Source organism: Shimia sp. SK013, from assembly GCF_001292625.1.
GTDB lineage: Bacteria > Pseudomonadota > Alphaproteobacteria > Rhodobacterales > Rhodobacteraceae > Shimia.
Window position 1 is genome coordinate 640,532 of record NZ_LAJH01000009.1, and the last position, 22,581, is coordinate 663,112.

26 protein-coding genes and 1 tRNA gene are annotated in these 22,581 nt (G+C 57.4%); 11 read left to right on the forward strand and 16 right to left on the reverse strand.

The window, feature by feature from the left end; genetic code table 11:
- The first annotated feature begins 4 nt into the window (after positions 1-4).
- The 3 genes from SHIM_RS20510 to SHIM_RS05670 all read left to right on the forward strand — a co-directional run bounded on the left by SHIM_RS20510 (position 5) and on the right by SHIM_RS05670 (position 1,965).
- Positions 5-694 (forward strand): MerR family transcriptional regulator, encoded by a 690-nt coding sequence (locus SHIM_RS20510; RefSeq protein WP_082358285.1) that lies wholly within the window; start codon positions 5-7, stop codon positions 692-694.
- Positions 695-753: 59 nt separating this feature from the next.
- Positions 754-830: transfer RNA gene (locus SHIM_RS05665), tRNA-Pro, on the forward strand.
- Between the two features lie 58 nt (positions 831-888).
- Positions 889-1,965: a 2'-deoxycytidine 5'-triphosphate deaminase gene (locus tag SHIM_RS05670; protein WP_054001605.1), complete on the forward strand. Its 1,077-nt coding sequence runs from the start codon at positions 889-891 to the stop codon at positions 1,963-1,965.
- Positions 1,966-1,971: 6 nt separating this feature from the next.
- On the opposite strand, the gene SHIM_RS05675 is transcribed toward SHIM_RS05670, so the two are convergent.
- From SHIM_RS05675 to SHIM_RS05705, 7 genes are all read right to left on the reverse strand, one after another.
- Complete coding sequence (locus tag SHIM_RS05675) at positions 1,972-2,190, reverse strand: hypothetical protein (protein ID WP_054001606.1); 219 nt, start codon at positions 2,188-2,190, stop codon at positions 1,972-1,974.
- Between the two features lie 87 nt (positions 2,191-2,277).
- The gene (gene scpB / locus SHIM_RS05680) at positions 2,278-2,970 is read right to left on the reverse strand and encodes an SMC-Scp complex subunit ScpB (protein WP_054001607.1); all 693 of its coding nucleotides are present in this window, start codon (positions 2,968-2,970) and stop codon (positions 2,278-2,280) included.
- Entirely contained in the window at positions 2,963-3,787 is an 825-nt protein-coding gene (locus SHIM_RS05685; protein WP_054001608.1) for a segregation and condensation protein A, read from the reverse strand. Before SHIM_RS05685 ends, scpB begins: the two co-directional genes overlap by 8 nt.
- A gap of 13 nt (positions 3,788-3,800) precedes the next feature.
- A complete protein-coding gene (locus tag SHIM_RS05690) occupies positions 3,801-4,784 on the reverse strand; it encodes a glycoside hydrolase family 3 N-terminal domain-containing protein (protein WP_054001609.1) in 984 nt (327 codons plus the stop codon).
- Positions 4,785-4,791: 7 nt separating this feature from the next.
- The gene (locus tag SHIM_RS05695) at positions 4,792-5,796 is read right to left on the reverse strand and encodes an SPOR domain-containing protein (protein WP_054001610.1); all 1,005 of its coding nucleotides are present in this window, start codon (positions 5,794-5,796) and stop codon (positions 4,792-4,794) included.
- 83 nt (positions 5,797-5,879) lie between these two features.
- Positions 5,880-7,628 carry an arginine--tRNA ligase gene (gene argS / locus SHIM_RS05700; protein ID WP_054001611.1) on the reverse strand — a complete coding sequence of 583 codons (1,749 nt, stop codon included), beginning with the start codon at positions 7,626-7,628 and terminating at the stop codon, positions 5,880-5,882.
- Positions 7,629-7,694: 66 nt separating this feature from the next.
- Positions 7,695-8,834, reverse strand: a complete 1,140-nt coding sequence (locus SHIM_RS05705; RefSeq protein WP_054001612.1) for a deoxyguanosinetriphosphate triphosphohydrolase — start codon at positions 8,832-8,834, stop codon at positions 7,695-7,697.
- 93 nt (positions 8,835-8,927) lie between these two features.
- Here SHIM_RS05705 and SHIM_RS05710 point away from each other — a divergent pair, with 93 nt between their 5' ends.
- Positions 8,928-9,251 carry a HesB/IscA family protein gene (locus SHIM_RS05710; protein ID WP_054001613.1) on the forward strand — a complete coding sequence of 108 codons (324 nt, stop codon included), beginning with the start codon at positions 8,928-8,930 and terminating at the stop codon, positions 9,249-9,251.
- On the opposite strand, the gene SHIM_RS05715 is transcribed toward SHIM_RS05710, so the two are convergent.
- From SHIM_RS05715 to SHIM_RS05725, 3 genes are all read right to left on the reverse strand, one after another.
- On the reverse strand, positions 9,244-10,137 hold the full coding sequence (locus SHIM_RS05715) for a DMT family transporter (RefSeq protein WP_054001614.1): 894 nt from the start codon (positions 10,135-10,137) through the stop codon (positions 9,244-9,246). The two genes, SHIM_RS05710 and SHIM_RS05715, sit on opposite strands and share 8 nt — an antisense overlap.
- Positions 10,134-11,216 (reverse strand): DUF6902 family protein, encoded by a 1,083-nt coding sequence (locus SHIM_RS05720; protein ID WP_054001615.1) that lies wholly within the window; start codon positions 11,214-11,216, stop codon positions 10,134-10,136. The genes SHIM_RS05715 and SHIM_RS05720 overlap by 4 nt, the downstream gene beginning before the upstream one ends.
- 68 nt (positions 11,217-11,284) lie before the next feature.
- A complete protein-coding gene (locus SHIM_RS05725; RefSeq protein WP_054001616.1) occupies positions 11,285-11,509 on the reverse strand; it encodes a DUF6749 family protein in 225 nt (74 codons plus the stop codon).
- Positions 11,510-11,964: 455 nt separating this feature from the next.
- Here SHIM_RS05725 and xth point away from each other — a divergent pair, with 455 nt between their 5' ends.
- The gene (gene xth / locus SHIM_RS05730) at positions 11,965-12,744 is read left to right on the forward strand and encodes an exodeoxyribonuclease III (protein ID WP_054001617.1); all 780 of its coding nucleotides are present in this window, start codon (positions 11,965-11,967) and stop codon (positions 12,742-12,744) included.
- 9 nt (positions 12,745-12,753) lie between these two features.
- On the opposite strand, the gene SHIM_RS05735 is transcribed toward xth, so the two are convergent.
- Together SHIM_RS05735 and dksA are read right to left on the reverse strand one after the other, a co-directional pair.
- Complete coding sequence (locus SHIM_RS05735) at positions 12,754-13,929, reverse strand: FAD-dependent monooxygenase (protein WP_054001618.1); 1,176 nt, start codon at positions 13,927-13,929, stop codon at positions 12,754-12,756.
- Between the two features lie 94 nt (positions 13,930-14,023).
- Positions 14,024-14,446 (reverse strand): RNA polymerase-binding protein DksA, encoded by a 423-nt coding sequence (dksA, locus tag SHIM_RS05740; RefSeq protein WP_054002004.1) that lies wholly within the window; start codon positions 14,444-14,446, stop codon positions 14,024-14,026.
- A gap of 183 nt (positions 14,447-14,629) precedes the next feature.
- Here dksA and SHIM_RS05745 point away from each other — a divergent pair, with 183 nt between their 5' ends.
- From SHIM_RS05745 to SHIM_RS05760, 5 genes are all read left to right on the forward strand, one after another.
- The gene (locus SHIM_RS05745; protein ID WP_054002005.1) at positions 14,630-15,469 is read left to right on the forward strand and encodes an AAA family ATPase; all 840 of its coding nucleotides are present in this window, start codon (positions 14,630-14,632) and stop codon (positions 15,467-15,469) included.
- Between the two features lie 131 nt (positions 15,470-15,600).
- On the forward strand, positions 15,601-16,059 hold the full coding sequence (locus SHIM_RS05750; RefSeq protein WP_054001619.1) for a GNAT family N-acetyltransferase: 459 nt from the start codon (positions 15,601-15,603) through the stop codon (positions 16,057-16,059).
- Complete coding sequence (locus SHIM_RS05755) at positions 16,059-17,435, forward strand: DUF2927 domain-containing protein (protein WP_054001620.1); 1,377 nt, start codon at positions 16,059-16,061, stop codon at positions 17,433-17,435. The genes SHIM_RS05750 and SHIM_RS05755 overlap by 1 nt, the downstream gene beginning before the upstream one ends.
- A 9-nt stretch (positions 17,436-17,444) precedes the next feature.
- Complete coding sequence (locus tag SHIM_RS20345; protein ID WP_193749863.1) at positions 17,445-17,612, forward strand: hypothetical protein; 168 nt, start codon at positions 17,445-17,447, stop codon at positions 17,610-17,612.
- A gap of 3 nt (positions 17,613-17,615) precedes the next feature.
- A complete protein-coding gene (locus SHIM_RS05760; RefSeq protein ID WP_054001621.1) occupies positions 17,616-18,800 on the forward strand; it encodes a vWA domain-containing protein in 1,185 nt (394 codons plus the stop codon).
- On the opposite strand, the gene SHIM_RS05765 is transcribed toward SHIM_RS05760, so the two are convergent.
- Positions 18,797-19,258: a hypothetical protein gene (locus SHIM_RS05765; RefSeq protein WP_054001622.1), complete on the reverse strand. Its 462-nt coding sequence runs from the start codon at positions 19,256-19,258 to the stop codon at positions 18,797-18,799. The genes SHIM_RS05760 and SHIM_RS05765 overlap by 4 nt on opposite strands.
- A gap of 174 nt (positions 19,259-19,432) precedes the next feature.
- Between SHIM_RS05765 and SHIM_RS05770 the strand changes: the two genes are divergently transcribed.
- Positions 19,433-20,125 carry a M48 family metallopeptidase gene (locus SHIM_RS05770; protein WP_054001623.1) on the forward strand — a complete coding sequence of 231 codons (693 nt, stop codon included), beginning with the start codon at positions 19,433-19,435 and terminating at the stop codon, positions 20,123-20,125.
- Here the strand turns inward: SHIM_RS05770 and SHIM_RS05775 are convergent.
- The 3 genes from SHIM_RS05775 to SHIM_RS05785 are packed head-to-tail and all read right to left on the reverse strand — an operon-like array spanning position 20,122 to position 22,571.
- Positions 20,122-20,676 carry an RSP_2648 family PIN domain-containing protein gene (locus SHIM_RS05775; RefSeq protein WP_054001624.1) on the reverse strand — a complete coding sequence of 185 codons (555 nt, stop codon included), beginning with the start codon at positions 20,674-20,676 and terminating at the stop codon, positions 20,122-20,124. The genes SHIM_RS05770 and SHIM_RS05775 overlap by 4 nt on opposite strands.
- Positions 20,673-21,872 (reverse strand): RSP_2647 family RNA methyltransferase, encoded by a 1,200-nt coding sequence (locus SHIM_RS05780; RefSeq protein WP_054001625.1) that lies wholly within the window; start codon positions 21,870-21,872, stop codon positions 20,673-20,675. The genes SHIM_RS05775 and SHIM_RS05780 overlap by 4 nt, the downstream gene beginning before the upstream one ends.
- A 42-nt stretch (positions 21,873-21,914) precedes the next feature.
- Positions 21,915-22,571 carry a DUF6778 family protein gene (locus SHIM_RS05785; protein ID WP_152926459.1) on the reverse strand — a complete coding sequence of 219 codons (657 nt, stop codon included), beginning with the start codon at positions 22,569-22,571 and terminating at the stop codon, positions 21,915-21,917.
- Positions 22,572-22,581 lie beyond the last annotated feature (10 nt).

Consider the following 22,581-nt stretch of genomic DNA (forward strand, 5'->3'; position numbering starts at 1 on the left):
AGGTATGGCCAAATCCCGCGATGCGTTTCGCACCATAAGCGAAGTCGCCGAGTGGCTCGACATTCAGGCGCATGTTTTGCGGTTCTGGGAAAGCAAGTTTTCTCAGGTCAAACCCGTAAAACGCGCCGGCGGCCGCCGCTATTACCGTCCACAGGACATGCTGCTTTTGGGCGGCATAAAAAAGTTGTTGCACGATGACGGTCTGACCATCAAAGGCGCGCAAAAACTGCTGCGAGAGGAAGGCATCAAATACGTCTCCTCGCTGTCACATTCCTTGGATGAGACGCACGGCGCAGAGATCGACAGCTCGGCCGCAAGCGTTGAACCCGCAGCCTCCGCGTCTGAAGACGCCCCGACAGAGGCCGCAGACCCATCTGCGGCACCGCTGGTTGATGCGCCGGCGACTGCTGCTGAATCCGATTCCCTCGAGGACATCGGGTCTGATGTGGCACCAGCAGAGACCGAAGCGGAAAGCGTGGTTGCCACCCAGACACCGGACGCTGCCGTAGTCGAACCGGAGGCCGGTGCCCCCGTTGAAGACACGGCCCGCGATCCTGACGAAGTGCTCGAAGACTTCCTTGAACTCCTGCGCAGAGCCACGCATATCCACCCGGCTCAGGCCAACGAGGCCAACGAACTGGTCGCCCGTTTCCAAACCCTCTTTGAGGCGCCTCAGGAAACCATACAGGCCTGAGAAAAGTTGTTATTTTTGACTTGCCCCCGCCCGCAATTTCGTTATGAACAGCCCATCGTCGGGCTATGGCGCAGCCTGGTAGCGCGTCCGTCTGGGGGACGGAAGGTCGCAGGTTCGAGTCCTGCTAGCCCGACCACTAAAAACCGTCCGTGTGCCGCAAGGCCCGGGCGTTTTTTGTATCCGGGGGGACGACGATGACTGGCGTTTTACCAAGCCAAACCATTGAGACTATGCTGACATCTGGTGAGATTTCGGTCACGCACCCTCCTGCCGAAGGTCAGGTGCAACCGGCTTCGCTGGATTTGCGGCTTGGCGCTGTCGCCTACCGCGTGCGCGCTTCATTTTTGTCGGGCCAGGATCGCTCTGTCACCGACCGGTTGTCCGAATTTGAAATGCACCGCATCGATTTGACCGACGGCGCCGTACTGGAAAAGGGCTGCGTTTACGTTGTGCCTTTGATGGAAAGCCTCGCCCTGCCTGACGATGTGCAAGCCGTTGCCAACGCCAAAAGCTCAACCGGACGGCTTGACCTTCTGACCCGCACCATCACCGATGGCGGCACCGAATTTGACCGCATCAACGCGGGCTATAGCGGCCCGCTTTATGCGGAAATCTGCCCGCGCAGCTTTTCTGTGCTTGTGCGTCCGGGCATGCGCCTGAACCAGATCCGGTTCCGCAAAGGCCAAAGCACGCTGACCGACGCCGATCTGCGCACCCTGCACGACCGAAGCCCGCTGGTGGACGGCGAGGCGGTGATTGACGACGGCCTCGGGTTCTCTGTCGATTTGCAACCGGCGACCGGCACGCTTGTGGGATACCGCGCCAAACCGCATACCGGCGTTATCGATCTGGACAACATCGGTCACTACGACCCTGCAGATTATTGGGAAGAATTGCACGCGTCTGACGGAAAAATCATCCTCGATCCCGGCGCGTTCTATATTCTGGTGAGTCGCGAAGCCGTGCACATTCCGCCTGCCTATGCGGCTGAAATGGCACCATTCTTGGCTATGGTCGGTGAGTTTCGGGTCCACTACGCAGGGTTCTTTGACCCGGGTTTTGGTCACGGCGCAGTTGGTGGCACCGGCTCCCGTGGCGTGCTCGAAGTGCGCTGCCACGAAGCCCCCTTCGTTCTGGAACATGGGCAAGTGGTTGGTCGGCTGGTTTATGAACGTATGGCCGACGTGCCCGACCAACTTTATGGTGCGGGCATCGCGTCAAACTATCAGGGCCAGGGCCTGAAACTTTCCAAACATTTCAAGAGCGCCTAGGCGCTCTTACATCTTGTTCATGCGGCGCATCATGCGCATGGCCTGCTTGGCTTGCTTGGCACCGTTCTGGCCCTGTGCAGGCCGTCCGCCACCATGTTCATTGCCATTCTGTGCCTGCTTTTGGCCTTTGCCAGACACCGCACTGATGCCTGCATTAATGCCACCATTCACCACACGGCGCATGATGGTTCGGGTAATCATCTTGATGATCTGCTCAACGTTCATTGCATAACTCCCAGTCTGCTCCTGCGCTATCTAAGCGCTAATTGTGCCCAATTTAAGGCCAACCCAGCTCCAAGAAACTGATTGTCCTCAGTCCTCGAACAATTCCGATTGACCTTCTATCACCTCATCTTCGTCCTCATCTTCATCTGACGGCTCGCCAAACGGCATGATACCGGGCGGTGGACGGTTCTCCAAAAGGCCGGCTGCACGCAGCTCTTTTAGCCCAGGCAGATCACGCGCGCTGGCAAGTCCGAAGTGATCCAGAAACTCGGACGTCACCACAAAAGTCACTGGTCTGCCCGGTGTCATTTTGCGCCGACCAAACCGGATCCATTCCATCTCAAGCAGTTGATCAACCGTGCCCCGACTGACACTCACGCCGCGGATTTCTTCAATTTCAGCCCGTGTGACCGGTTGGTGGTAGGCGATGATCGCCAAAGTCTCGATCGCAGCCCGGCTCAACTTGCGCGTCTCGACCGTTTCTTTCTGCATTAGAAATCCAAGATCAGGCGCCGTGCGCATCGCCCAGGTGTCACCAACCTTGACCACCTGCACACCGCGCCCTTCATAGCGTTTGCGCAGATGCAGCATCGCCTCCGCTGCATCGCAACCATGCGGCATGCGCGCGTTCATATCCTTGATCGTCACAGGCTCAGCCGAGGCAAACAAAATCGCCTCACACATGCGTTCTTGCTCGGCGATCGGTGGTGCTTCAAAAAGGCTTTCTTCTTGATGTTCAACCTCTTGTGCCCCGATCTTCTCGTCGTTGTCTTCAGTCATCCCTGTCTTCCCGTCGGCGCACTTGGATCGGCGCGAATGTTTCTGTCTGGCGGAGCAGAACCTTACCTTCTTTGGCCAGTTCCAGTGATGCCGCAAAGGTCGACGCTGTGGCCGAACGCCGCTTCACCGGATCGTCTTCCCACCCTTCGGGCAAATAGCTCATGATGTCGGTCCAGTTGCCGGCAAACCCGATCAAGCGCCGCATGCGTTCCAGCGCTTCTTCCATCGTGAAAACCGACTCGCGGTCCATCACAAACGGGCGGAACTCGTCGCGGGTTCGCAACCGCGCATAGCCTTGCATCAAATCAAGCAATGTCGCTGTATAGGTTACGCTCCGCACCCGCTCCACGCCCTCCGGCACACCGCGCTGAAAGAAATCACGCCCCAACCGGTCCCGCGCCATCAACTTGGCCGCCGCATCGCGCATCGCCTGCAACCGCTCCAGCTGAAACGCCAGATGCGCCGCCAGTTCTTCGCCGGACGGGCCCTCTTCCGTCGGATCAGGCGGCAGCAAGAGACGTGATTTAAGAAACGCCAACCACGCCGCCATCACCAAATAGTCCGCCGCCAACTCCAATCGCAGCGCTTTGGCCTTTTCCACAAAAGCCAAATACTGTTGTGCCAAATGCAAAATGGAGATCTTACGCAGGTCCACCTTTTGCGTTCGCGACAACGTCAGCAAAAGGTCCAATGGGCCCTCAAACCCGTCAACGTCAATGATCAACGCCTCCGCCACCAAGCGGTCGGCCACAGAGACCCCGCCCACCAGCGTTTCGGCACCATCCGGTGCATTGTCGTCAAAAAGATTTTCGGCCATGCCTCTGCCTGCTTTAGAACGCTTTAAGTTCGGCAGAGAGCGCTTCAATGTCAACAGTATCAGGCGATTTGCGCGCGGCCAACGCCGCCTCCGCCCGTGTTTGAGCGGCATCTGTCATTTCGCCCGAAGCCTGCGCCACTTCTTGCATCTCGGCAAAGTCACCGTTGCAGTGCAAAATCACATCACATCCCGCATCTAAACTGACGCGCGACAAAGCCCCCAAAGAGCCCTTGAGCGCCTTCATGTTGATGTCGTCAGTCATGATCAGACCGCCAAAGCCGATGTCGTCGCGGATCATCCGCATCATCTTGGCCGAGGTCGTGGCAGGCGCGTCGTCAATCGCCTCATAAACCAGATGCGCCGTCATCCCCATCGGCAGGTCATTGAGCGCTTTGAAAGGTGCAAAATCTGCATCCAACTCCGATATCGGTGCAGCAACTGTTGGCAAATCAAAATGACTGTCCACAACGGCACGCCCATGTCCGGGTATATGTTTGACCACCGGCAACACACCGCCGTCCGACAGCCCGTCGGCCACCGCCCGACCAATTCGGGACACATATTCAGAGTCAAACCCATAGCAGCGGTTCTTCAGAAAGGGATGAGTGCTTTCATGCGCCACGTCCACCATCGGCGCACAATTGGCGTCCACGCCCAACGACAAAAGCTCATGCGCGATAATGCGATAGCGCACATACATCGCGCGTTCGGCATTCTCGCCCGCGGCAACGACTTGTTCCAGAGGTGGCAAAAACTCAGACGCCAACGGCGCACGAAAGCGTTGAACCCGTCCGCCTTCCTGATCAATCAGAATGGGCGCGTGATGCGCCACGCAAGCGCGCAACTCTTCACACAAAGCCCGAACTTGATCCGAGCTTTCGATATTACGGGCAAAAAGGATGAACCCAAACGGACGCACATCTCGAAAAAAGGCGTGTTCGTCGTCACTTAGCCGCAATCCTTCGCAGCCAAAAATCGTCGCGCCAAACCGATCCATTAGGTCCTCATCGGGTGGTTACAGGGATGCAATCCGCGTTTTCAGCCTTCAAAGCGGAACACAAACGCCGCGCGTCTGACACATCGCCAAACCCCATCGCGCGCAAGCGATAGAACGTCCGCCCCCCGCTGCTGGCTTTCTGGATCACGCGGGTTTTGCCACTAAGATAGGCGTCAAACCGACCCAACAGCTTGTCCCATTCTCGCGAGGCAATCTCGGGGCTTGCAAACGCACCGAGCTGCACCATTCGGGTGCCTGCCGGAATGTCAGCCGCATCCATTGTTTTGGGTGCGGTGTCGCTCGCAAGCGCGGCGGATGCCGTACGCGTTGCCAAATCCGCGGGTCGCGCAACTGGGCGCAATGAACGTTTCAGACCGCCTTTGACCACCGGCTTCGCGGGGTCAACAATCTCTTTGATCAGCTCATCCACATCTGACAGCGATACTTTCACCGGCGCGCTCTCGCCCACATCGCCGGTAAGAGGTGTGACACCAGCCGCCAACTGCGCAGCCAGTTCTTCAACCCCCATGGCCTTGCTCGCGTCGATCGGCTCAGGCGCAACAATCGGAGCAACCGCGGCCACTTCTATCTCTTGCAGGTTTTCGCTTTCTACCGGCGACGCAACAGCTGTCAGCGTCCGCGGCGCCTCTCCGGAAATAGAGATTGGCGGTGGCGCAACAACAAGACGGTCCGCCGGTTTCGCTGCCGACCCTTCGGCCGCAACATTATTCACAGACAGCCCCTGATGGTCGGCTTGACTGCCGCCCGGGTCTTCGGGCTGGATGCGCATTGGCCCTTCCAGCGCGCGTACCACCGGCACGCCGCTCACGTCTCGCGACAGGATTTGAAAGCCCCACACGCACGCCCCAATCACCAAACCCACGGACACAAGTCCACCGGCTTTGTTCACAAGATTGGCCGCACCGCCACTGCTCACCGCAGCGCCGTGTCTCGCATCTACACGATGACCCACATCGCGCCTGACGACGCCATCTACGGGATAGTCTGCCATTTTTGCCTCGCTGCCCACACCGATACATTGCCGGTGGAGTCGTCTTGCCTAGTTCCTCAAAACCCGTGCGACGTGCAGCTTGACTACCGCATCTCTTGCGCAGGTGTTACGCCCAGAATACCAAGACCTGCGGAAATAACAACGGCCACGGACCGTGCCAGCGCAATTTTCGCCTGACTGGTCTCTGGGTCGTCCTCCTGAATAAAGCGCAACGAGGTGTCGTCGTTGCCTTTGTTCCACAAGGAATGTAGTTCGCTGGCCAGTTCATAGAGGTAAAACGCGACCCGGTGCGGCTCGTTGGTGCGCCCGGCGATTTCCACCAAACGCGGCCATTCCGCGATCTTCTTGGCCACGGTGATCTCTGCATCACTGCTAAGTTTGGTCAGATCGGCCGCCGCCAAAGTCGCGTCGTCCACGCCGATGCCGGCCTCGGCGGCTTTGCGCAGCACCGAACACACCCGTGCATGCGCGTATTGCACATAAAACACAGGGTTGTCCTTGGATTGCTCCAGCACCTTGTCAAAATCAAAATCCAGCGGCGCGTCGTTGCGACGTGTCAGCATGACAAAGCGGGTCACATCCGGGCCAACCTGCTCGATCACGTCGCGCAGGGTGATAAACGTCCCTGCCCGCTTGGACATCTTGAACGGCTCACCATTTTTGAACAGCTTCACCAATTGGGTCAGCTTGATATCAAAATGCACCCGTTTTTCGGTGTCCAACGCGGCGACAATCGCCTTCATGCGCTTCACATAACCACCGTGGTCTGCGCCAAACACATCGATGATCACGTCAAAGCCGCGCTTCACCTTGTCATAGTGATAGGCCAGATCCGGCGCGAAATAGGTCCATCCGCCGTCAGATTTCTGCACCGGACGGTCGACATCATCGCCATATTCGGTCGCTTTGAACAAGGTTTGCTCCCGCGGCTCCCAGCCATCAGGCTCCTTACCCTTAGGCGGCTCAAGCACGCCACGATACACGAGACCCATCTCACTCAGTTCTTCCAGAGTCTTCTCAATCTTGCCGCTGTCGTAATACGACCGCTCGGATGTCCAGACCTGCATGTTCACATTCAGCGCTTCAAGATCTTCGCGGATCTGGCGCAGCATCTCTTCCATGGTGATATCGCGAAACGTTTCCATCCATTCGGACTCGGGCTTGTCGATAAAGCTATCGCCAAACTTTTCCTTCAGCGCCTCACCAACCGGCACAAGGTAGTCGCCGGGATACAAGCCTTCCTTGACTTCAAACTCGAGCCCGTTGGCCTCGCGATACCGCTCATAGGCCGACCGCGCCAACACTTCGACTTGCCCGCCGGCGTCATTGACCCAATATTCGCGCGTCACGTCATAGCCACAGTAGGCCAGCAATCCGGCCAGAGCGTCGCCAAACACTGCACCACGACAATGGCCGACGTGCAGCGGGCCAGTCGGGTTGGCCGACACATACTCCACGTTTGCGGACTTGCCAGCGCCCATGTCGGAGCGACCGAATTCATCGCCCCCCTCAAGCGCGGCCTTCACCACGCCCTGCCACAAGTTTGCCGCCAGACGCATGTTCAAAAAGCCGGGGCCTGCCACTTCGGCCACAACAACACGATCGTCTTCAACCAGCTTCGCAGCCAAGACATCCGCAATATCACGGGGCTTCATCTTGGCGGGTTTTGCCAACACCATCGCGGCGTTTGTGGCCATATCGCCATGCAGCGCGTCTCGCGGCGGCTCGACGGCCACGTTTTTAAATTCGAGGCCCTCAGGCAGCGCGCCCTCAGCTTGCATCGCAGTCAGCGCATCAATCACCAGCGCACGCATCTCGGTAAAGAGGTTCATCAGACCCGTCCTTTGTCGGTTTGAGGTCGGTTTACCACCATAGGGCGGCGCGTCAATGTAATGTGCTCACTTGCCCAGCAAACGAGCGTGTTCCTGCAAAGCATAGCGGTCTGTCATACCTGAAATATAATCCGAAACTTTGCGCGCCACCGCCGTCTGTGACGTGTTTGTGGCCAAATCCCCTTGCCAGCGTTCCGGCAACAATGTCGGCGTTTGCAAAAACAGCGGGAACAAATCGGTGACCACCACTGTCACTTTCTCACGCATCTCGACAACAGATGGTGCGCGATACATGCGGGTGAAAAGAAATGCACGGATGACCTTCAGGTCTTGCCACAACGTGTCACTGAACCGGATCACCGGCGCACCGTACAATCGGATGTCTTCAACCGATTTCGCGCCCGACGCCTCCAAAAGCACGCTCGACGTGTCGATCACATCGCTGACCATCACGCCAAACACCCGCCGCAATGCCTCATGGCGACGCCGGATTGGTTCAAGACCTGGGTATTTCGCATCCACTTGCGCAAAGGCCGGGCCAACAATCGGTAAATCGCAAATCGCGTCTTCGTCAAAAAGCCCCGCCCGCAACCCATCGTGCAGATCGTGATTGTTATAAGCAATGTCATCAGACAACGCCGCCACCTGCGCCTCGGCACTCGCGTGGGTGTGCAATTCCAAATCATGTTCGGCGTTATAATCTGCCAGCGCATACGGCAGATCTCCAACCACCGGACCGTTATGTTTCGCAATACCTTCAAGGGCTTCCCAGGTGAGGTTCAACCCGTCAAACTCTGCATAATGCCGTTCCAAAGACGTCACGATCCGCACCGCCTGCGCGTTGTGATCAAACCCTCCATAGGGCGCCATCAGCGCATCCAGCGCGTCCTCTCCGGTGTGTCCGAACGGCGTGTGACCAAGGTCATGCGCCAACGCAACGCCTTCGGTCAGTTCCTGATTAAGCCCCAGTGCGCCCGCGATCGTGCGTGCTACTTGCGCCACCTCGATCGAATGCGTCAAACGGGTGCGGAAATAGTCGCCCTCGTGTTCGACGAACACTTGCGTCTTATGCTTCAACCGCCGAAAGGCGCTGGCATGAATAATCCGGTCCCGATCCCGCTGAAAGCTGGAGCGAAAACCACTTTCCTCTTCCGCAAACCGCCGTCCCCGGGCGGTCATTGGATCCGAGGCATAGGGCGCGCGCATGGCGATGGTCCTTGTAGCCTGTTACTGGCCTTTCTATATTGCACTCACGCGCCGGTTTGAACCGGCCATTTGACTGACAACCGCAGGTGACCCATGCAAATCCCACCCAAAGTGACCAATCGCGCCTTTGAACGCCTTGCCGAAATCGGAGCATCCGGTCAGGGTCAGGCGCTGCGCGTCGCCGTCGAAGGCGGCGGCTGCTCGGGATTTCAGTACGAAATCAAGCTCGACACCGCCAAAGACGACGATCTCGTGCTTGAAGGCGGTGGCGAAAAGGTTCTGGTGGACAGCGTGTCGCTGCCGTTCCTTGCGGACGCGGTGATCGATTTCACCGAAGAGCTGATCGGCGCGCGGTTTGTAATCAACAATCCTAACGCCACCAGCTCCTGCGGCTGCGGAACCAGTTTCTCTATGTAGGGGACTTGCTGACCGGTTCGGCACCCGGCTGCGGCATCATGCGCTGCAATACCAGCACTGCGCCCGCCGCTGTGACAACGGCCGCTCCGATATAGACGTGCATCCCCGGCACCTCGCCAAAAAACCGACCGCCCAACCAGACCATCCAGACAAACTGTAGGCTCATCAACAACGTGACCACATGAACCGGTAGCAGTCTCAGTGCGAGAACACAGAGCCACCGCGCCGCAAACAGTGCCACAGAGTAAGCCGCAACCAGCAACAGCTCCGCCGTGCCCATGGGACGCCAGACAAACGGCAAGGCCAACGCCATTACTGCGCCCATGGCGAGGTTTGGATAGAACACCTGCGCCAAACTGGCACGCTCGCGATTGGAAATGTAGCGCGCCAGGACAAGCGACAGTGAACCAGTGATTGCTGCACAAAGCGCCACTGCGTGCCCTGCACCAATGTTGTGCAAACCGTCAGGAAACAGGAAAAACACACCCAACGCTCCAAGCGCCAAGGCAAACCAGGTGCCAGGTTGCAAACGCTCTCCTAACATTGGTCCTGAAAGCGTCGCCGACATGATGGGCATCAGTCCGATAAACAGGAACACTTCCGCCATCGGCAACAACCGAAACGACAGAAAAAATGCAACCGATGCCACGATTCCCAAAGCACACCGAGCCAATGTCGGTCGCCATAGCCTTGTTCTTGGCACCGTGCCAGCGGGGCGCGTTACCAGCATACAAAGCCCCGCGACGGCGAGGCCGGAGATCGCGAATAGCTGGGGCGCTGTGTATCCACTGGCAATATGTTTGGTGATGGCGTCGGCACAGGAAATCGCGCCGGTATACAGCACCACCAAAGCCACCCCGAGCAAAGCTTCTTTGCGCGGACTCACGATGCGACCCTCAGCAAAAGACTGACTCTTGAAAAATATTCAAAGAAGGTTTCAAAGCACGCGCTTGATGCCTCGGCCCGGGCCACTTGATCGCGCGCTTCTGGCGACAGATCCGCCCAAATCGCCGGCCGCATCGTTGACCAGTCAGCCGTGCGTCGCTCGTGCATGCCATAAAGGCTTTCACTCAATTCCCGTAGCGGCGCAAATCCGGCTTGAGGGCTTTGAAAAACCGGCACAACACCCGGCGGCGGCGCTGCCGTAAACCCGTCAACGTTGCCTGCAATCATGCCGGCCCACTGACACATCAGGAATTCATGGTAATTGTCTGACGCCACAACCGACATGCCGGGATCAAAATCAAACCTGCCAGTGTGCCCATGCAGCCAAGCGAGCCAATCCTGTGGGGGCGCTTTACCACCAAATCGCATTGCCACGCATATTTCTGAGAGCAAATCCGCGTTCTGCTCAACAAATGCCCAAAGCCCGACAAATTCCAAAGACGTCATCGCCTCAGGTGTCAGTTCTGGATCTCGCGTCCCGTAATCAGACAGGTAAAACACAGTATGTGTCAGTTCATAAGCGATCTTTTTGTTGGGCAACGCAAATTGTGCTGTGCGACTCATGAACGTCCGCGCGCGCATGTCCAGTCCGTCGTCAACCTTGCTGCAGTGCACCCCACGCCGCGCCATAAGCCGACGCGCCTCCATGCGTTGCAAGTCCGACAACTCCGCAAGCGCAAGGCCCTCTGTCTGGACCCAGCGCACCAGCTTCTCACTGGTATCGCCCTGCCCTCGCAGATCCTCGATGTCCAGGCAGATCGACAACAAAAACCGATAGTACTGTGGGAAGAATTCAATCCGCGTTTCGATGGTCTCGTAAAACTGATCGTAAAGCGCCAGCGTGTCCTTCGCGTCCTGACCTGTGGACTGCAATACGTTCAGAAACTCCGCGTTTTCCTTTAGCCAAAACACATCGTTTTCGCCGCGCCGTTCACTGGCAAAAACCTGTGCCAGCCGTGCTGAGGTAGACGTCTCTAATATTTGCCGTTTTGGGACGGCCAGAGTGATGACGTTAGACATGGTCTTTCTCCCTATATCCGCAGCCACTAGGGCCGCCCCTAAAGTGTTATCTGCCGGTCAAATCAGTTTCACAGACCCGACGAGAACATCTCGACGCCATCGCCGCCTACCAGACGCAGGCCCTCTTTCTGAGGTGCTAGCCCGCTGGAGAACATTTGGACGAGACCGCTGGAGAACAGAGCCGTGCCGTCGCCAGCAAACGCGTCAGATGCGCTGGCCTCCAGACCGGAGGAAAACAGGGAAGCACCGTCCCCTGAGAACATGTCGCAGGCTACGGAGTCGGTGGTTGGCATTTCGGTAGCAATTTCAGTGGATGTGTAAGCAAGCAATGGATCTCTCCTTGATGAGTTGTAGTGGGTCAAGACTACACGCAAAGCGTGTTTCGTGAAGTCCAAGTTCCCCTTATAAGTGTTTATCAGCACTCAATTTCAGCCGCGAGTTGCGACCCAAATCTGGTAAGCAGCTGAACTTACCAAACTTTCCCTTACGTTAATTTCTCCAAATTTTTTCCACTTTCCTGCCACATATTTGCCTCATTTCAGCGAAGTGTCTCGGCAAGCACCCCGAATCAGCTTGATCCAAGGACCCCGTCATCGACCAACGTTTTGCACGCAGCAGAGCCGGTTTCATGGCTCTCTGGTCAGACTGTGCCAACCTTCTGGAACCCAGGATTTGGCGGCCACTTCGGGTTGCTCAGACCGGGTAAACCGGCCTAAAGTGACGCACCCAAAACCACAGGCAGGCCGACATGAAAATCGCGAGTTTCAACATCAATGGCGTTAAGGCGCGGATCGAAACGTTGCCGCGCTGGCTGGACGAAGCACAACCCGATGTTGCGCTGCTACAGGAAATCAAATCGGTCGATGAAAACTTCCCGCGCGAGATATTTGAAGACCGCGGCTACACCGTCGAAACCCACGGCCAGAAAAGTTTCAATGGCGTGGCGATTTTGTCCAAACTACCGCTCGAGGATGTGACTCGCGGCCTGCCAGGCGACGCAACAGATGAACAGGCCCGCTACATTGAGGCGACGGTCATGGGCGAAACGCCCATTCGGGTGTGCGGCCTCTATTTGCCAAATGGCAACCCGACACCGGGACCAAAGTACGACTACAAATTGGCGTGGATGAAACGCCTTGAGGCCCGCGCCATTGAACTTTTGACCACAGAAGAACCCTTCCTGATGGCGGGCGATTACAACGTGATTCCACAGGATGAGGACGCCAAACGCCCCGACGTCTGGCAAGAAGACGCGCTTGCTCTGCCGCATAGCCGCGCGGCGTACCGACGCCTGTTGAACCTTGGCCTGACCGAGGCCTTTCGCGCCCGTAACGCGGCCGCGGGCCAATTCACATTTTGGGATTATCAGGCTGGCGCATGGAACAAGGATGATGGCATCCGCATCGATCACTTCCTGCTCAGCCCTCAATGCGCTGATCTTTTGCAGAATGTGCAGATCGACAAAGAAGAACGTGGCCGCTCAAAACCCTCTGACCATGTCCCCATCTGGATTGATCTGGCCGCTTAGCCCTTTGATCTAGCTGTCTTTTGTCACGTCGTACCGATAGATCCAGTCAAAATGGCCCATCATCGTTTTGGGTGCCAGCGTCGACGCAATCGTCAGCCCAAGATGCGCCGCTATGCGAACTGGTGGCGCGCTCAGGTGGTAACGGCCCGCGTTTTTGGATGCAGTATCGACCACCCGCCGAACCCGCGCCTGCCGCCGTGTCTGGTATGCGGCCAGGCCGGTCTCTATGTTGTCAGCTTTGGCAAGAGCATCGCCCAAAACCCACGCGTCCTCCATCGCCATGACGGCACCTTGTGCCATAAATGGCAACGTCGGATGCGCCGCATCGCCAAGCAACGCCGTGTGCCCGTTGTGCCAGATCGGCGCCACTGGATGACGGAACAACCCCCACTTTCGAACACTCTCGACATTTGCCAGTAACGCCTTGGTTTCGCCTTCAAAATCCGAAAAGCAGCCACGCAGATTTTCCGGATCATCCGCGATATGCCAGCCTTCTTCGTGCCAGCCCGACCGCTCCTGCACCGCCACGATGTTGACCATCTCACCGCCGCGCAGGGGATAGCTCACAACGTGACGGCGCGGTCCCATATGCACTTTGGCCACCGGACCGTGCCCTACTGTGTTCGGCACCGTCGCGCGCCAGGCCACCTGCCGCGTGAAAAACGGCGCGACCGTGCCGTTCAACACAGCCCGCAGCTTGGAGTGCAGCCCGTCCGCACCAATTACCAAATCAGCAGCGATTTCCTGTCCATGCGCCAGCACAACGCGCGGCGTCTCCCCTGGCCGCACGGTTTCGACTTTCTGCAACAGCCGAACTTTCACGCCAGCTGCGCGCACAGCTTCGGCCAAAATGTCAATTAAATCAGATCGATGGATGAAATAATACGGCGCTTCATCGCCAAGCGCGCCCAGATTAAGCCGCGACACCAGCCTCCCACGGGCATAGTCGCGCAATTCTACCGCTTGCCCGCGCACCGCGCGCGTTTGCAACGCCGCCTCAAGTCCCAAAGTGCGCAGAACGGCCATGCCATTAGGCGAAACCTGCAATCCGGCACCAACCTCGGTGATCGCGTTTGCCTGCTCCAACACGGTGACATTCGCGCCGCGTTCCCGCAGCACCAACGCGGCTGTCAAACCGCCAATGCCAGCGCCAATCACGCTGATTTTGAGTCCGTTCAGATCCATGATGGTTTTTTATCCCGTCGAAATGGGGCATTGCAAAAAAAAGAACGCCGGGCCTTGTTGACCCGGCGTTCTCTATGTCAGCAAAGCGCGATCATCAATCGTCGCGGTGGACCTTTTCGCGGCGCTCGTGGCGCTCTTGAGCCTCAAGGCTCATAGTCGCAATGGGTCGTGCATCCAAACGTTTGAGTGAAATAGGCTCACCGGTCACTTCACAATAACCGTATTCGCCTTCATCGATCCGGCGCAATGCGCTGTCGATCTTCAGCACCAGCTTGCGCTGACGATCGCGTGTCCGCAACTCCAACGCCCGGTCTGTTTCTTCACTCGCACGATCCGCCACATCCGGAATGTTTCGCGTGCTATCCTGCAAACCTTCGATGGTGTCGCGGCTTTCGGCAAGAAGCTCACCGCGCCATTCGTACAATTTGCGTCGGAAGTACTCGATCTGCCGCTCATTCATGAACGGCTCATCTTCTGCGGGACGATAGTCGTCGGGCAGGAAAGTCTCGGCCTTCATTTCTGCTCCCTCATCGCGGTTCACGTCCTCAATTGTGTTCAGGTCAGACATGCAACCCCCCTTTATTCGCCTGCCAATACCGCCTTCGTGACGTAATGTCCACCTCCCCTAGCACCGCATTGCGGACAAATTATGTTCACGCTAGGGTCGCGCCCGAAACAGGACAATGCGCAGGGACTTTTGATGAAATTTGCAGGCACCAAGGAATATGTGGCCACCGACGATTTGACCATCGCGGTCAATGCTTCAGTGGCTTTGGAGCGGCCTTTGCTGGTCAAAGGTGAACCAGGCACAGGTAAAACCGAGCTGGCCTTGCAGGTGGCACAATCCCTAGGTTTGCGCATGATCGAGTGGAACATCAAATCCACCACCAAAGCCCAACAAGGTCTTTATGAATACGACGCTGTTTCTCGCTTGCGTGACAGTCAGTTAGGCGAAGAGCGCGTGCATAACATCGGAAACTACATCAAGCGCGGCAAGCTTTGGGAAGCCTTTGATTCCGACGAGCGCGTGGTGCTTTTGATTGATGAAATCGACAAGGCTGACATCGAGTTTCCAAACGACCTTTTGCAGGAACTCGATAAGATGGCGTTCCACGTCTATGAGACCGGCGAGACTGTGAGCGCGAAACACCGCCCGATCATCATCATCACGTCCAACAACGAAAAAGAACTCCCCGACGCCTTTCTGCGTCGCTGCTTTTTCCACTACATCCGCTTCCCCGAACTCGACACGCTGAAACAAATCGTCGAAGTGCACCACCCGGGAATCAAATCGTCACTTCTGACCACCGCGCTGACACAGTTTTACGAAATCCGCGACACGCCGGGTCTGAAGAAAAAGCCGTCGACCTCCGAGGTGATCGACTGGCTCAAACTGCTTCTGGCCGAAGACCTTTCACCCGAAGATCTCAAGCGCGATGGGGCCAGCGCCCTGCCCAAACTGCACGGCGCGTTGCTCAAGAATGAGCAAGACGTGCATCTGTTTGAGCGACTGGCCTTCATGGCGCGGTCGGGCCGTTGACCACCCGAATAATCGCGGCCACCCGAAAACCGACCTGATACGTTCGAATTCTTGCCCCATTTGCGGGGCAAGATGCTACGATCTGAGCACAAAATTGGCCGCGCCCGTCAGAGGCGCGTCAGGGAGGCCGCATGACCAAGATTTCACAGACCGTTTCTGTGCGCCCGCTCTCCACAGCGGACGAGGCCGACTGGCGTCGTCTTTGGACCGACTATTTGACTTTTTATGAAACCTCCGCCCCGGAAGAGGTCTACGAAACCACGTTTGCGCGCCTCTTGGGAGATGATCCGCAGGATTTCACCTGCCTGATCGCCGAGGTCGATGGCACTCCTGTTGGTCTGACCCACTACCTGTTTCATCGCCACGCGTGGAAAATTGAAAACGTCTGTTACTTGCAAGACCTCTATGCCGATCCAGCTGTGCGCGGCCAAGGCATCGGTCGCGCCTTAATCGAGGCCGTCTATGCGGCCGCTGACGCCGCCGGCACCCAGTCCGTTTATTGGCTGACCCAGGATTTTAACGCCACGGCGCGTCAGCTTTATGATCGCGTGGCTGTAAAGACCCCCTTCATAAGGTACCAGCGTCCCTAATGCTTTTCCGGTTTCTTCTTCCTCTTACTTTTGTCGCCGCCGCGTGTGCGCCAGTGCCCAATTCCGGGCAAGGCAACGGCCTAGCAACCCGTGCCGCTATCTCTGACACGACCCTGCCCCCTGTCAAAAGATTCGCCACGCCAAGACCAACACCTCCCGCACGCTCCAACCGGGACATCGGGCGTGATTTCCTTGACCTGAGCTTCGCTCTGGAAAGCGGCCGCGCGCTGCCGCATCTCACCCGATTTGAAGGGCCGATAACCGTACGTGTCACGGGCAAAGCTCCCGCAAATCTGACCGCCGATCTACAGGGCCTGCTGTCCCGTTTGCGCAACGAGGCGCAGATCAACATCCGCCTGACCAACAGTGACACCGCCAATATCACTGTCGCCGCCGTGACCCGCCGCGACATCCGCCGTACGTTGCCTCAGGCAGCCTGCTTTGTGGTCCCAAACATTTCATCGCTGTCGCAATATAAATCGGCCCGTCGCAGTGGCGCCGCAAATTGGCTCAACCTCAAAGAACGTGAGAAAATCGCAATCTTTGTGCCAAACGACACCACACCGCAAGAAACCCGCGACTGCTTGCACGAAGAACTGGCGCAAGCGCTTGGACCGCTCAACGATCTATATCGCCTGCCTGACAGCGTGTTTAACGACGACGACGTACACGCGGTGCTGACCGGTTTTGATATGACCATTCTGCGGGCCTACTATGATCCCTTATTGCAAAGCGGCATGACCCGGGACCAGGTCGCGGCCCGCCTACCCGACATCCTGACGCGCATCAATCCGCGCGGTGATCGTCTCTCTCCGCAATACCTGTCCGCGACGCCGCGCAGCTGGATTGATGCTGTGCAACTGGCGCTAGGCTCCGGCACCACCAGCGCCGAAGGCCGTCGCACGGCTGCCCGCCAAGCCCTGAAAATTGCGCAACAGGAAGGCTGGAGCGATCATCGACTCAGTTTTTCGCACGATGCACTCGGCCGCCTTCTTGTAAGCAGTGATATCAATGCCGCGCATACCCAGTTCATCTATGCAGATCAGGTACTCGCCCGCTTCCCTGAATACGGACCTCATCGTGCATTCGTCTCAACCCGCCTCGCGGCCCATGCAATCGCTGCCGGTCGCGGCCAAGAGGCGATCAACCTCACCGCGCCATATATCGCCACCGCCGGACGCCACGAAAACGCAGCTCTCCTATCCAGGCTGATGCTTTTGCAGGCCGAGGCGCTTGAACTTGAGGGCCGTCTGGACGAAGCAGGCCAGCTGCGTCTGGACAGTCTCGGTTGGGCGCGCTACGGGTTCGGACCGGACTGGGCAGTGCGCTCTAAACTGCGCGAAATCTCTGCGCTCAGCCCACTCAAAGGGAGTTAGTAAGGCACAATGATAGTCATCCTGGGGGCCCTACTGGGCGTGCTGATTGGCGGCGTCACTGCAAAAAGACGTGGCGGCAAAAAACTGGACATTCTGCGATATGCGGTGATTTACGCGATGATCTTTGGCATGCTGGGCCTGTTCATCACTCTCATAATCCATCGGTTGTCTCTCTGATCTATGTTCCTGCGATTCTTTGAAAATCTTCGTTCCGCTGGCGTGCCAGTGTCCCTGCGTGAATTCCTCGGGTTTCTTGAGGGACTCAAGGCGGGACTGGCCACCTACGACATTGACGCCTTCTACTATCTTGGGCGCACGATCATGGTCAAAGACGAGCGCAACATTGACAAGTTCGACCGCGCTTTCGCGGCGACGTTTGACGGGTTGAACGAAATTTCGGCGCAAGACGTGCTGGACGCCGTCGACATACCCGAAGAGTGGATCCGCAAGATGGCGGAAAAACATCTCAGCGCCGAAGAAATGGCCGAGATCGAGGCGCTCGGTGGCTTTGACAAACTGATGGAGACGCTCAAGGAGCGCCTCAAAGAACAAGAAGGCCGCCATCAAGGCGGCAACAAATGGATCGGCACAGCAGGCACCTCACCTTTTGGCGCTTACGGCTACAATCCCGAAGGTGTGCGCATCGGCCAAAAAGAAAGCCGTCACCAACGCGCCACCAAAGTCTGGGACAAACGCGAATTCCGCAATCTGGACGATGGCGTCGAACTGGGCACCCGCAATATCAAAGTTGCCCTCAAACGCCTGCGCCGCTGGGCCCGCGAAGGCGCCGTCGAAGAACTCGATCTTTCCGGAACAATCAAATCGACGGCAGAGAACGGCTATTTGGATGTGAAAACCCGCCCTGAACGTCACAATGCCGTGAAAGTTTTGCTATTTCTTGATGTGGGCGGCTCAATGGACCCGCACGTAAAAGTTGTAGAGGAACTTTTTTCAGCAGCACGTGCGGAATTCAAGCACCTTGAATACTATTACTTTCACAACTGCCTATACGAAGGCGTTTGGCGTGATAACAAGCGCCGTTGGAATGATCAAACTTCAACTCATGAAGTCATGCGCACTTACGGTTCGGATTATAAATGCATCTTTGTGGGCGACGCGGCGATGTCGCCTTACGAAGTTGCCTATGCCGGAGGCGCAAATGAACATTGGAACGCAGAACCCGGTCAGGTCTGGCTGGAACGCGCACGCGATCAGTGGAACTCGAACCTCTGGATCAATCCGACGCCCGAGGCCCAATGGCAATACACCCATTCGGTTCAGATGATCCGCGAGATTTTCGAGAACCGAATGGTGCCGATGACCCTTGCGGGACTGGAAAAAGGCATGCGCGAACTGGTGCGCTAAATCCCGCTGGAACTTTGACCAAAAACCGCGCGGCTGCCGGATACGTCACTGAAAAGACTGACAACTACACCGGTTGTGCCCGCCACAGTGCCAAGCGCCATGGCGACACACCACAACACAATCGTCATCTGTTGGCCTGCCGCGAGGCTCAAGTCAGACATCACCACAGCCTTGGCGGCCAGTTCTCCGGTTGAGAACCCAAGAACCACCAAAGTCAGAAAAATCATTATGCCTTGCGTCCACCCCAAAGGCCGGTCCACCCACTTGGGTCGCAGGCCCCTAAATATCAGAGCGCATCCAGACAGCGTCAGCAACAGATAAAACACAGTCGCATGCGGCAAAGCGCCTATCGACAGCTTGGACAACAGCCCCGGCATTGCGACCAAAACAATCAGGGCAGCAAACCCTCCCAAAGCACGCAACATTCCGCGATAGCTGAGGTAGATCCAAAAATTCATAGTAATACCTATCTACCCTAAATTGAATATAAGTTTGTTTATTCTATCTTGCGAAAGATTGCGACCAGACTTTGGCGGCAACTGGATAAATACCCGTCACCGTCCGCAATATTGGACCAGTCCTATCTACAAATTGCGTATTGTTCTTTTTTCAGGACCAACCATATTGATCCTATGATCAAATTTCTGCCCATCCTGCTTGCCCTAGGCTATGGCATCCTCATGGTGCGGTTCTCCGCATGGAGCACCGCCCGCAATCTGGATGCCAACGCCACCGAGATGACGGACCCCGTGCTCTCGAGCCTTATCAACAAGATGGCAAAGGCCCTCGATTTGCCGCGCATCAAAGTCCACATCTACGAGATTGAGCCGATCAATGGCCTCGCTGCTCCGGACGGGCGTATCTTTTTGACCCGCGGATTCTTTGATCGTTATGAGGCCGGTCTGGTATCCCCGTCCGAGCTGGCCTCGGTGGTTGCTCATGAATTGGGTCATGTCGCCCTCGGCCACACGCGCCGCCGAATGATCGACTTTTCCGGCCAAAACGCGGTGCGCACGGCGCTCGCGATGGTCTTGAACCGCTTTCTTCCCGGGGTTGGCGTGGTGATTGCAAACTCGGTGATGAGCTTGCTGATGGCCCGCCTGTCGCGGGTTGACGAATATGAGGCCGACGCCTACGCAGCCGCACTACTGGTGAAATCCGGCATCGGCACCAGCGCGCAGAAAAGCCTTCTGGAACGCTTGCCCCATCTGACCGGTGCACATGGCGCAACAACGCCTGCATGGCTGCTCAGCCACCCAAAAACCGAAGAACGCGTCAAGGCGATCGAAAAACTCGAACGTGACTGGGGTATTGCCTCGACCTAAATCGAGGCGCTCTGCCCAACAGCTTTCGCCAGTCGCGGCAACCGCGCTTTCTTGAGCAACGCCCGCATCTCCCAGTGCGCACCACTCAACCGATCCGCCTCACGTCGCACAGCCTCACACACCGCCCCCACAGTCTCGGGGTCTTGCAACCAAATCCCGTAAAGCAATCCGTCCGGATCAATGCGCTCCAGCCCCTCTTCCGCCAAAAGGTGTTTGGGGAAATCTTTGGCGTTCAAGGTGACAATCGCGTCCGCAGACCCAGAAATTGCAGCCGCAAGCACGTGAATGTCATTCTCGTCCGGCAAATACAGCCGATCTTCCAGCGATGGTTTCCACGTCACCTCGGCCTTGGGCCAAGCGGCCCGCACCAGCGCGATCTCACCCCGCGCCTGCGCTTCACCCGTCGGCCCGATTTTTCGCGCGGCGCGGGCCCATTCCTCGAGTATTCGCGGGGACCACTGCGGTTCAAACGCGCCGGTTTTGGCCACACCAAGCAGAACCTCCCGCATCACAGTCGGGAACAGCACACAGGTGTCCAGCAACAGCCTCACAGACGGAAAAACAGCGATTTGAGATATCCGCTTTCGGCAAGCTGCGGCATCAATGGATGGTCAGGCCCGGCAAACCCCGTGTGGATCAACTGCGCGTGACGCCCTGCCCGCCCGATACCGCGCAGGCTCGCGCCGCGAAAACGCGCCAGATCGGCGGCGTGCGAACAGGAACACAGCCCGAGATATCCACCTTCCGCCACCAAGGGCGCCGCCAGACGTGCCACCCGCTCATAGGCCCGAAGCCCCTTTTCCAACGCAGGTTTTGACGGCGCAAATGCCGGCGGATCACAGATCACCACCTCAAATTTTGCACCTTCTTCGTTCAAAGCTGTCAGCACATCAAATGCATCGCCCTTACGGGTGGAAAACTGCTCAGTCATTCCAGCAGCCGCCGCGCCGGCTTCGGCCAACTTCAGTGCTGGTGCCGACCCATCAACAGCAACGGCCTCTGCCGCCCCCCCAGCCAAAGCCGCAAGGGAAAAGCCGCCGACATGGCTGAAAACATCCAGAACCTTTGCATCTTTGCAAAGCGATGCCGCGAATCCGTGGTTGGGACGTTGATCAAAGAAAAGCCCGGTCTTCTGCCCGCCAGTCAGGTCGGCCATATAGGTCGCCCCGTTCATCACAACCGGCACCGGTGCGTCTGGTGCCACACCCACCACAACGCCGCTATCTTCCTCAAGCCCTTCCAAGCCGCGCGCGCGCCCTGATCCGTTCTTGATCACATTGGTGATGCCAGTGACCGCCACGAGGGCCGCAACCATCGGCTCAAGCAAGACGTCGGCCCAGGCTGCGTTTGGCTGTACAACTGCGGTGTCGCCAAACCGGTCCACCACCACACCGGGCAAGCCATCCGCCTCGGCATGGATCAACCGATAAAACGGCGTCGGATAAAGCCGCTGTCGCATCGCCAGCGCACGGGCAAACTTGGCTTCAAACCACGCCTGATCAATCACTGCTTCGGTGTCACGTTCCAGCATCCGGCAAAAAATCCGGCTTTGGCTGTTGGTGGCGACAATGCCCATCGGTTGGCGGTTGTCATCTTCCAGCACCGCAAGCGCACCCGGGCTCAGCCCTTTGGTGCGCCGGTCGGTGACCAGTTCATTGTCATACACCCACGGAAATCCATGACGGATCGCGCGGGCGTTGGCCTTGGGCTTTAGTCGCACAACAGGCAAAGAGGACGGCATATTCATGCCGCCCTCCTACTCAATTCTTCCGTCGCTGAAAAGGTGCGATCAGAGCGGACGCACCGAAGTCAGCGGCATCACCGATGCTGTCACGCCACCTTTAGGCGCCACAAAGCCTTTCGATTTGGTCATCTCGTCCAGAACCACACGCGCCAGATGCTGGGTAATGCGATATTTCTGGGTCAAACCACGCGCCTCGGCCTGCAACGCTTTTTCGCCACCATAGCCCACAAGGCTCGCCTTGATTTCTTTTGGCCCGCGCAGCACCACACCTGTCAGCGGATCAGTGATGGTCATGGTGAATTCAAGCGAGTGAACGCCCCCCACGCTGTAACGGGTCTTTTCGGTCAGCGCGTGAAACCGTGTCACTTCGATAAACACGTTCACAGGAATTTCACCCTCGGCCAGACCACCGCCCAACGCGATGCTGTCTTCAAAGATGGCTTTGACCTGCTCATAGCGGTTGCCATAGGCATCGCCGCGCCAAACGATGTCACCACCGGGGTAATAGCGGTTGCTCTCAGACACTTTCAAGGTTGTCGGAACAGACACGCTCATGCCGGCCAGCTGAAAAGATGGCGCTGGCGCCACGGCTTGCGTCGGAGCGTTTTCATACGGTGCATTCCGGGTCGCGGTATCCACCGAGCTGCATGCCGCCGCACTCATTCCCAGAACCATCGCTGCAATCAATCGAACATGTTTCATGTCAATCTCC

Excerpts from the sequence above, each read along its gene's own strand:
- SHIM_RS20510 (WP_082358285.1), top strand. The coding sequence starts at position 5 with ATGGCCAAATCCCGCGATGCGTTTCGCACCATAAGCGAAGTCGCCGAG.
- SHIM_RS05670 (WP_054001605.1), top strand. The coding sequence starts at position 889 with ATGACTGGCGTTTTACCAAGCCAAACCATTGAGACTATGCTGACATCT.
- SHIM_RS05675 (WP_054001606.1), bottom strand. The coding sequence starts at position 2,190 with ATGAACGTTGAGCAGATCATCAAGATGATTACCCGAACCATCATGCGC.
- scpB (WP_054001607.1), bottom strand. The coding sequence starts at position 2,970 with ATGACTGAAGACAACGACGAGAAGATCGGGGCACAAGAGGTTGAACAT.
- SHIM_RS05685 (WP_054001608.1), bottom strand. The coding sequence starts at position 3,787 with ATGGCCGAAAATCTTTTTGACGACAATGCACCGGATGGTGCCGAAACG.
- SHIM_RS05690 (WP_054001609.1), bottom strand. The coding sequence starts at position 4,784 with ATGGATCGGTTTGGCGCGACGATTTTTGGCTGCGAAGGATTGCGGCTA.
- SHIM_RS05695 (WP_054001610.1), bottom strand. The coding sequence starts at position 5,796 with ATGGCAGACTATCCCGTAGATGGCGTCGTCAGGCGCGATGTGGGTCAT.
- argS (WP_054001611.1), bottom strand. The coding sequence starts at position 7,628 with ATGAACCTCTTTACCGAGATGCGTGCGCTGGTGATTGATGCGCTGACT.
- SHIM_RS05705 (WP_054001612.1), bottom strand. The coding sequence starts at position 8,834 with ATGCGCGCGCCCTATGCCTCGGATCCAATGACCGCCCGGGGACGGCGG.
- SHIM_RS05710 (WP_054001613.1), top strand. The coding sequence starts at position 8,928 with ATGCAAATCCCACCCAAAGTGACCAATCGCGCCTTTGAACGCCTTGCC.
- SHIM_RS05720 (WP_054001615.1), bottom strand. The coding sequence starts at position 11,216 with ATGTCTAACGTCATCACTCTGGCCGTCCCAAAACGGCAAATATTAGAG.
- SHIM_RS05725 (WP_054001616.1), bottom strand. The coding sequence starts at position 11,509 with ATGCCAACCACCGACTCCGTAGCCTGCGACATGTTCTCAGGGGACGGT.
- xth (WP_054001617.1), top strand. The coding sequence starts at position 11,965 with ATGAAAATCGCGAGTTTCAACATCAATGGCGTTAAGGCGCGGATCGAA.
- SHIM_RS05735 (WP_054001618.1), bottom strand. The coding sequence starts at position 13,929 with ATGGATCTGAACGGACTCAAAATCAGCGTGATTGGCGCTGGCATTGGC.
- dksA (WP_054002004.1), bottom strand. The coding sequence starts at position 14,446 with ATGAAGGCCGAGACTTTCCTGCCCGACGACTATCGTCCCGCAGAAGAT.
- SHIM_RS05745 (WP_054002005.1), top strand. The coding sequence starts at position 14,630 with ATGAAATTTGCAGGCACCAAGGAATATGTGGCCACCGACGATTTGACC.
- SHIM_RS05750 (WP_054001619.1), top strand. The coding sequence starts at position 15,601 with ATGACCAAGATTTCACAGACCGTTTCTGTGCGCCCGCTCTCCACAGCG.
- SHIM_RS05755 (WP_054001620.1), top strand. The coding sequence starts at position 16,059 with ATGCTTTTCCGGTTTCTTCTTCCTCTTACTTTTGTCGCCGCCGCGTGT.
- SHIM_RS20345 (WP_193749863.1), top strand. The coding sequence starts at position 17,445 with ATGATAGTCATCCTGGGGGCCCTACTGGGCGTGCTGATTGGCGGCGTC.
- SHIM_RS05760 (WP_054001621.1), top strand. The coding sequence starts at position 17,616 with ATGTTCCTGCGATTCTTTGAAAATCTTCGTTCCGCTGGCGTGCCAGTG.
- SHIM_RS05765 (WP_054001622.1), bottom strand. The coding sequence starts at position 19,258 with ATGAATTTTTGGATCTACCTCAGCTATCGCGGAATGTTGCGTGCTTTG.
- SHIM_RS05770 (WP_054001623.1), top strand. The coding sequence starts at position 19,433 with ATGATCAAATTTCTGCCCATCCTGCTTGCCCTAGGCTATGGCATCCTC.
- SHIM_RS05780 (WP_054001625.1), bottom strand. The coding sequence starts at position 21,872 with ATGAATATGCCGTCCTCTTTGCCTGTTGTGCGACTAAAGCCCAAGGCC.
- SHIM_RS05785 (WP_152926459.1), bottom strand. The coding sequence starts at position 22,571 with ATGAAACATGTTCGATTGATTGCAGCGATGGTTCTGGGAATGAGTGCG.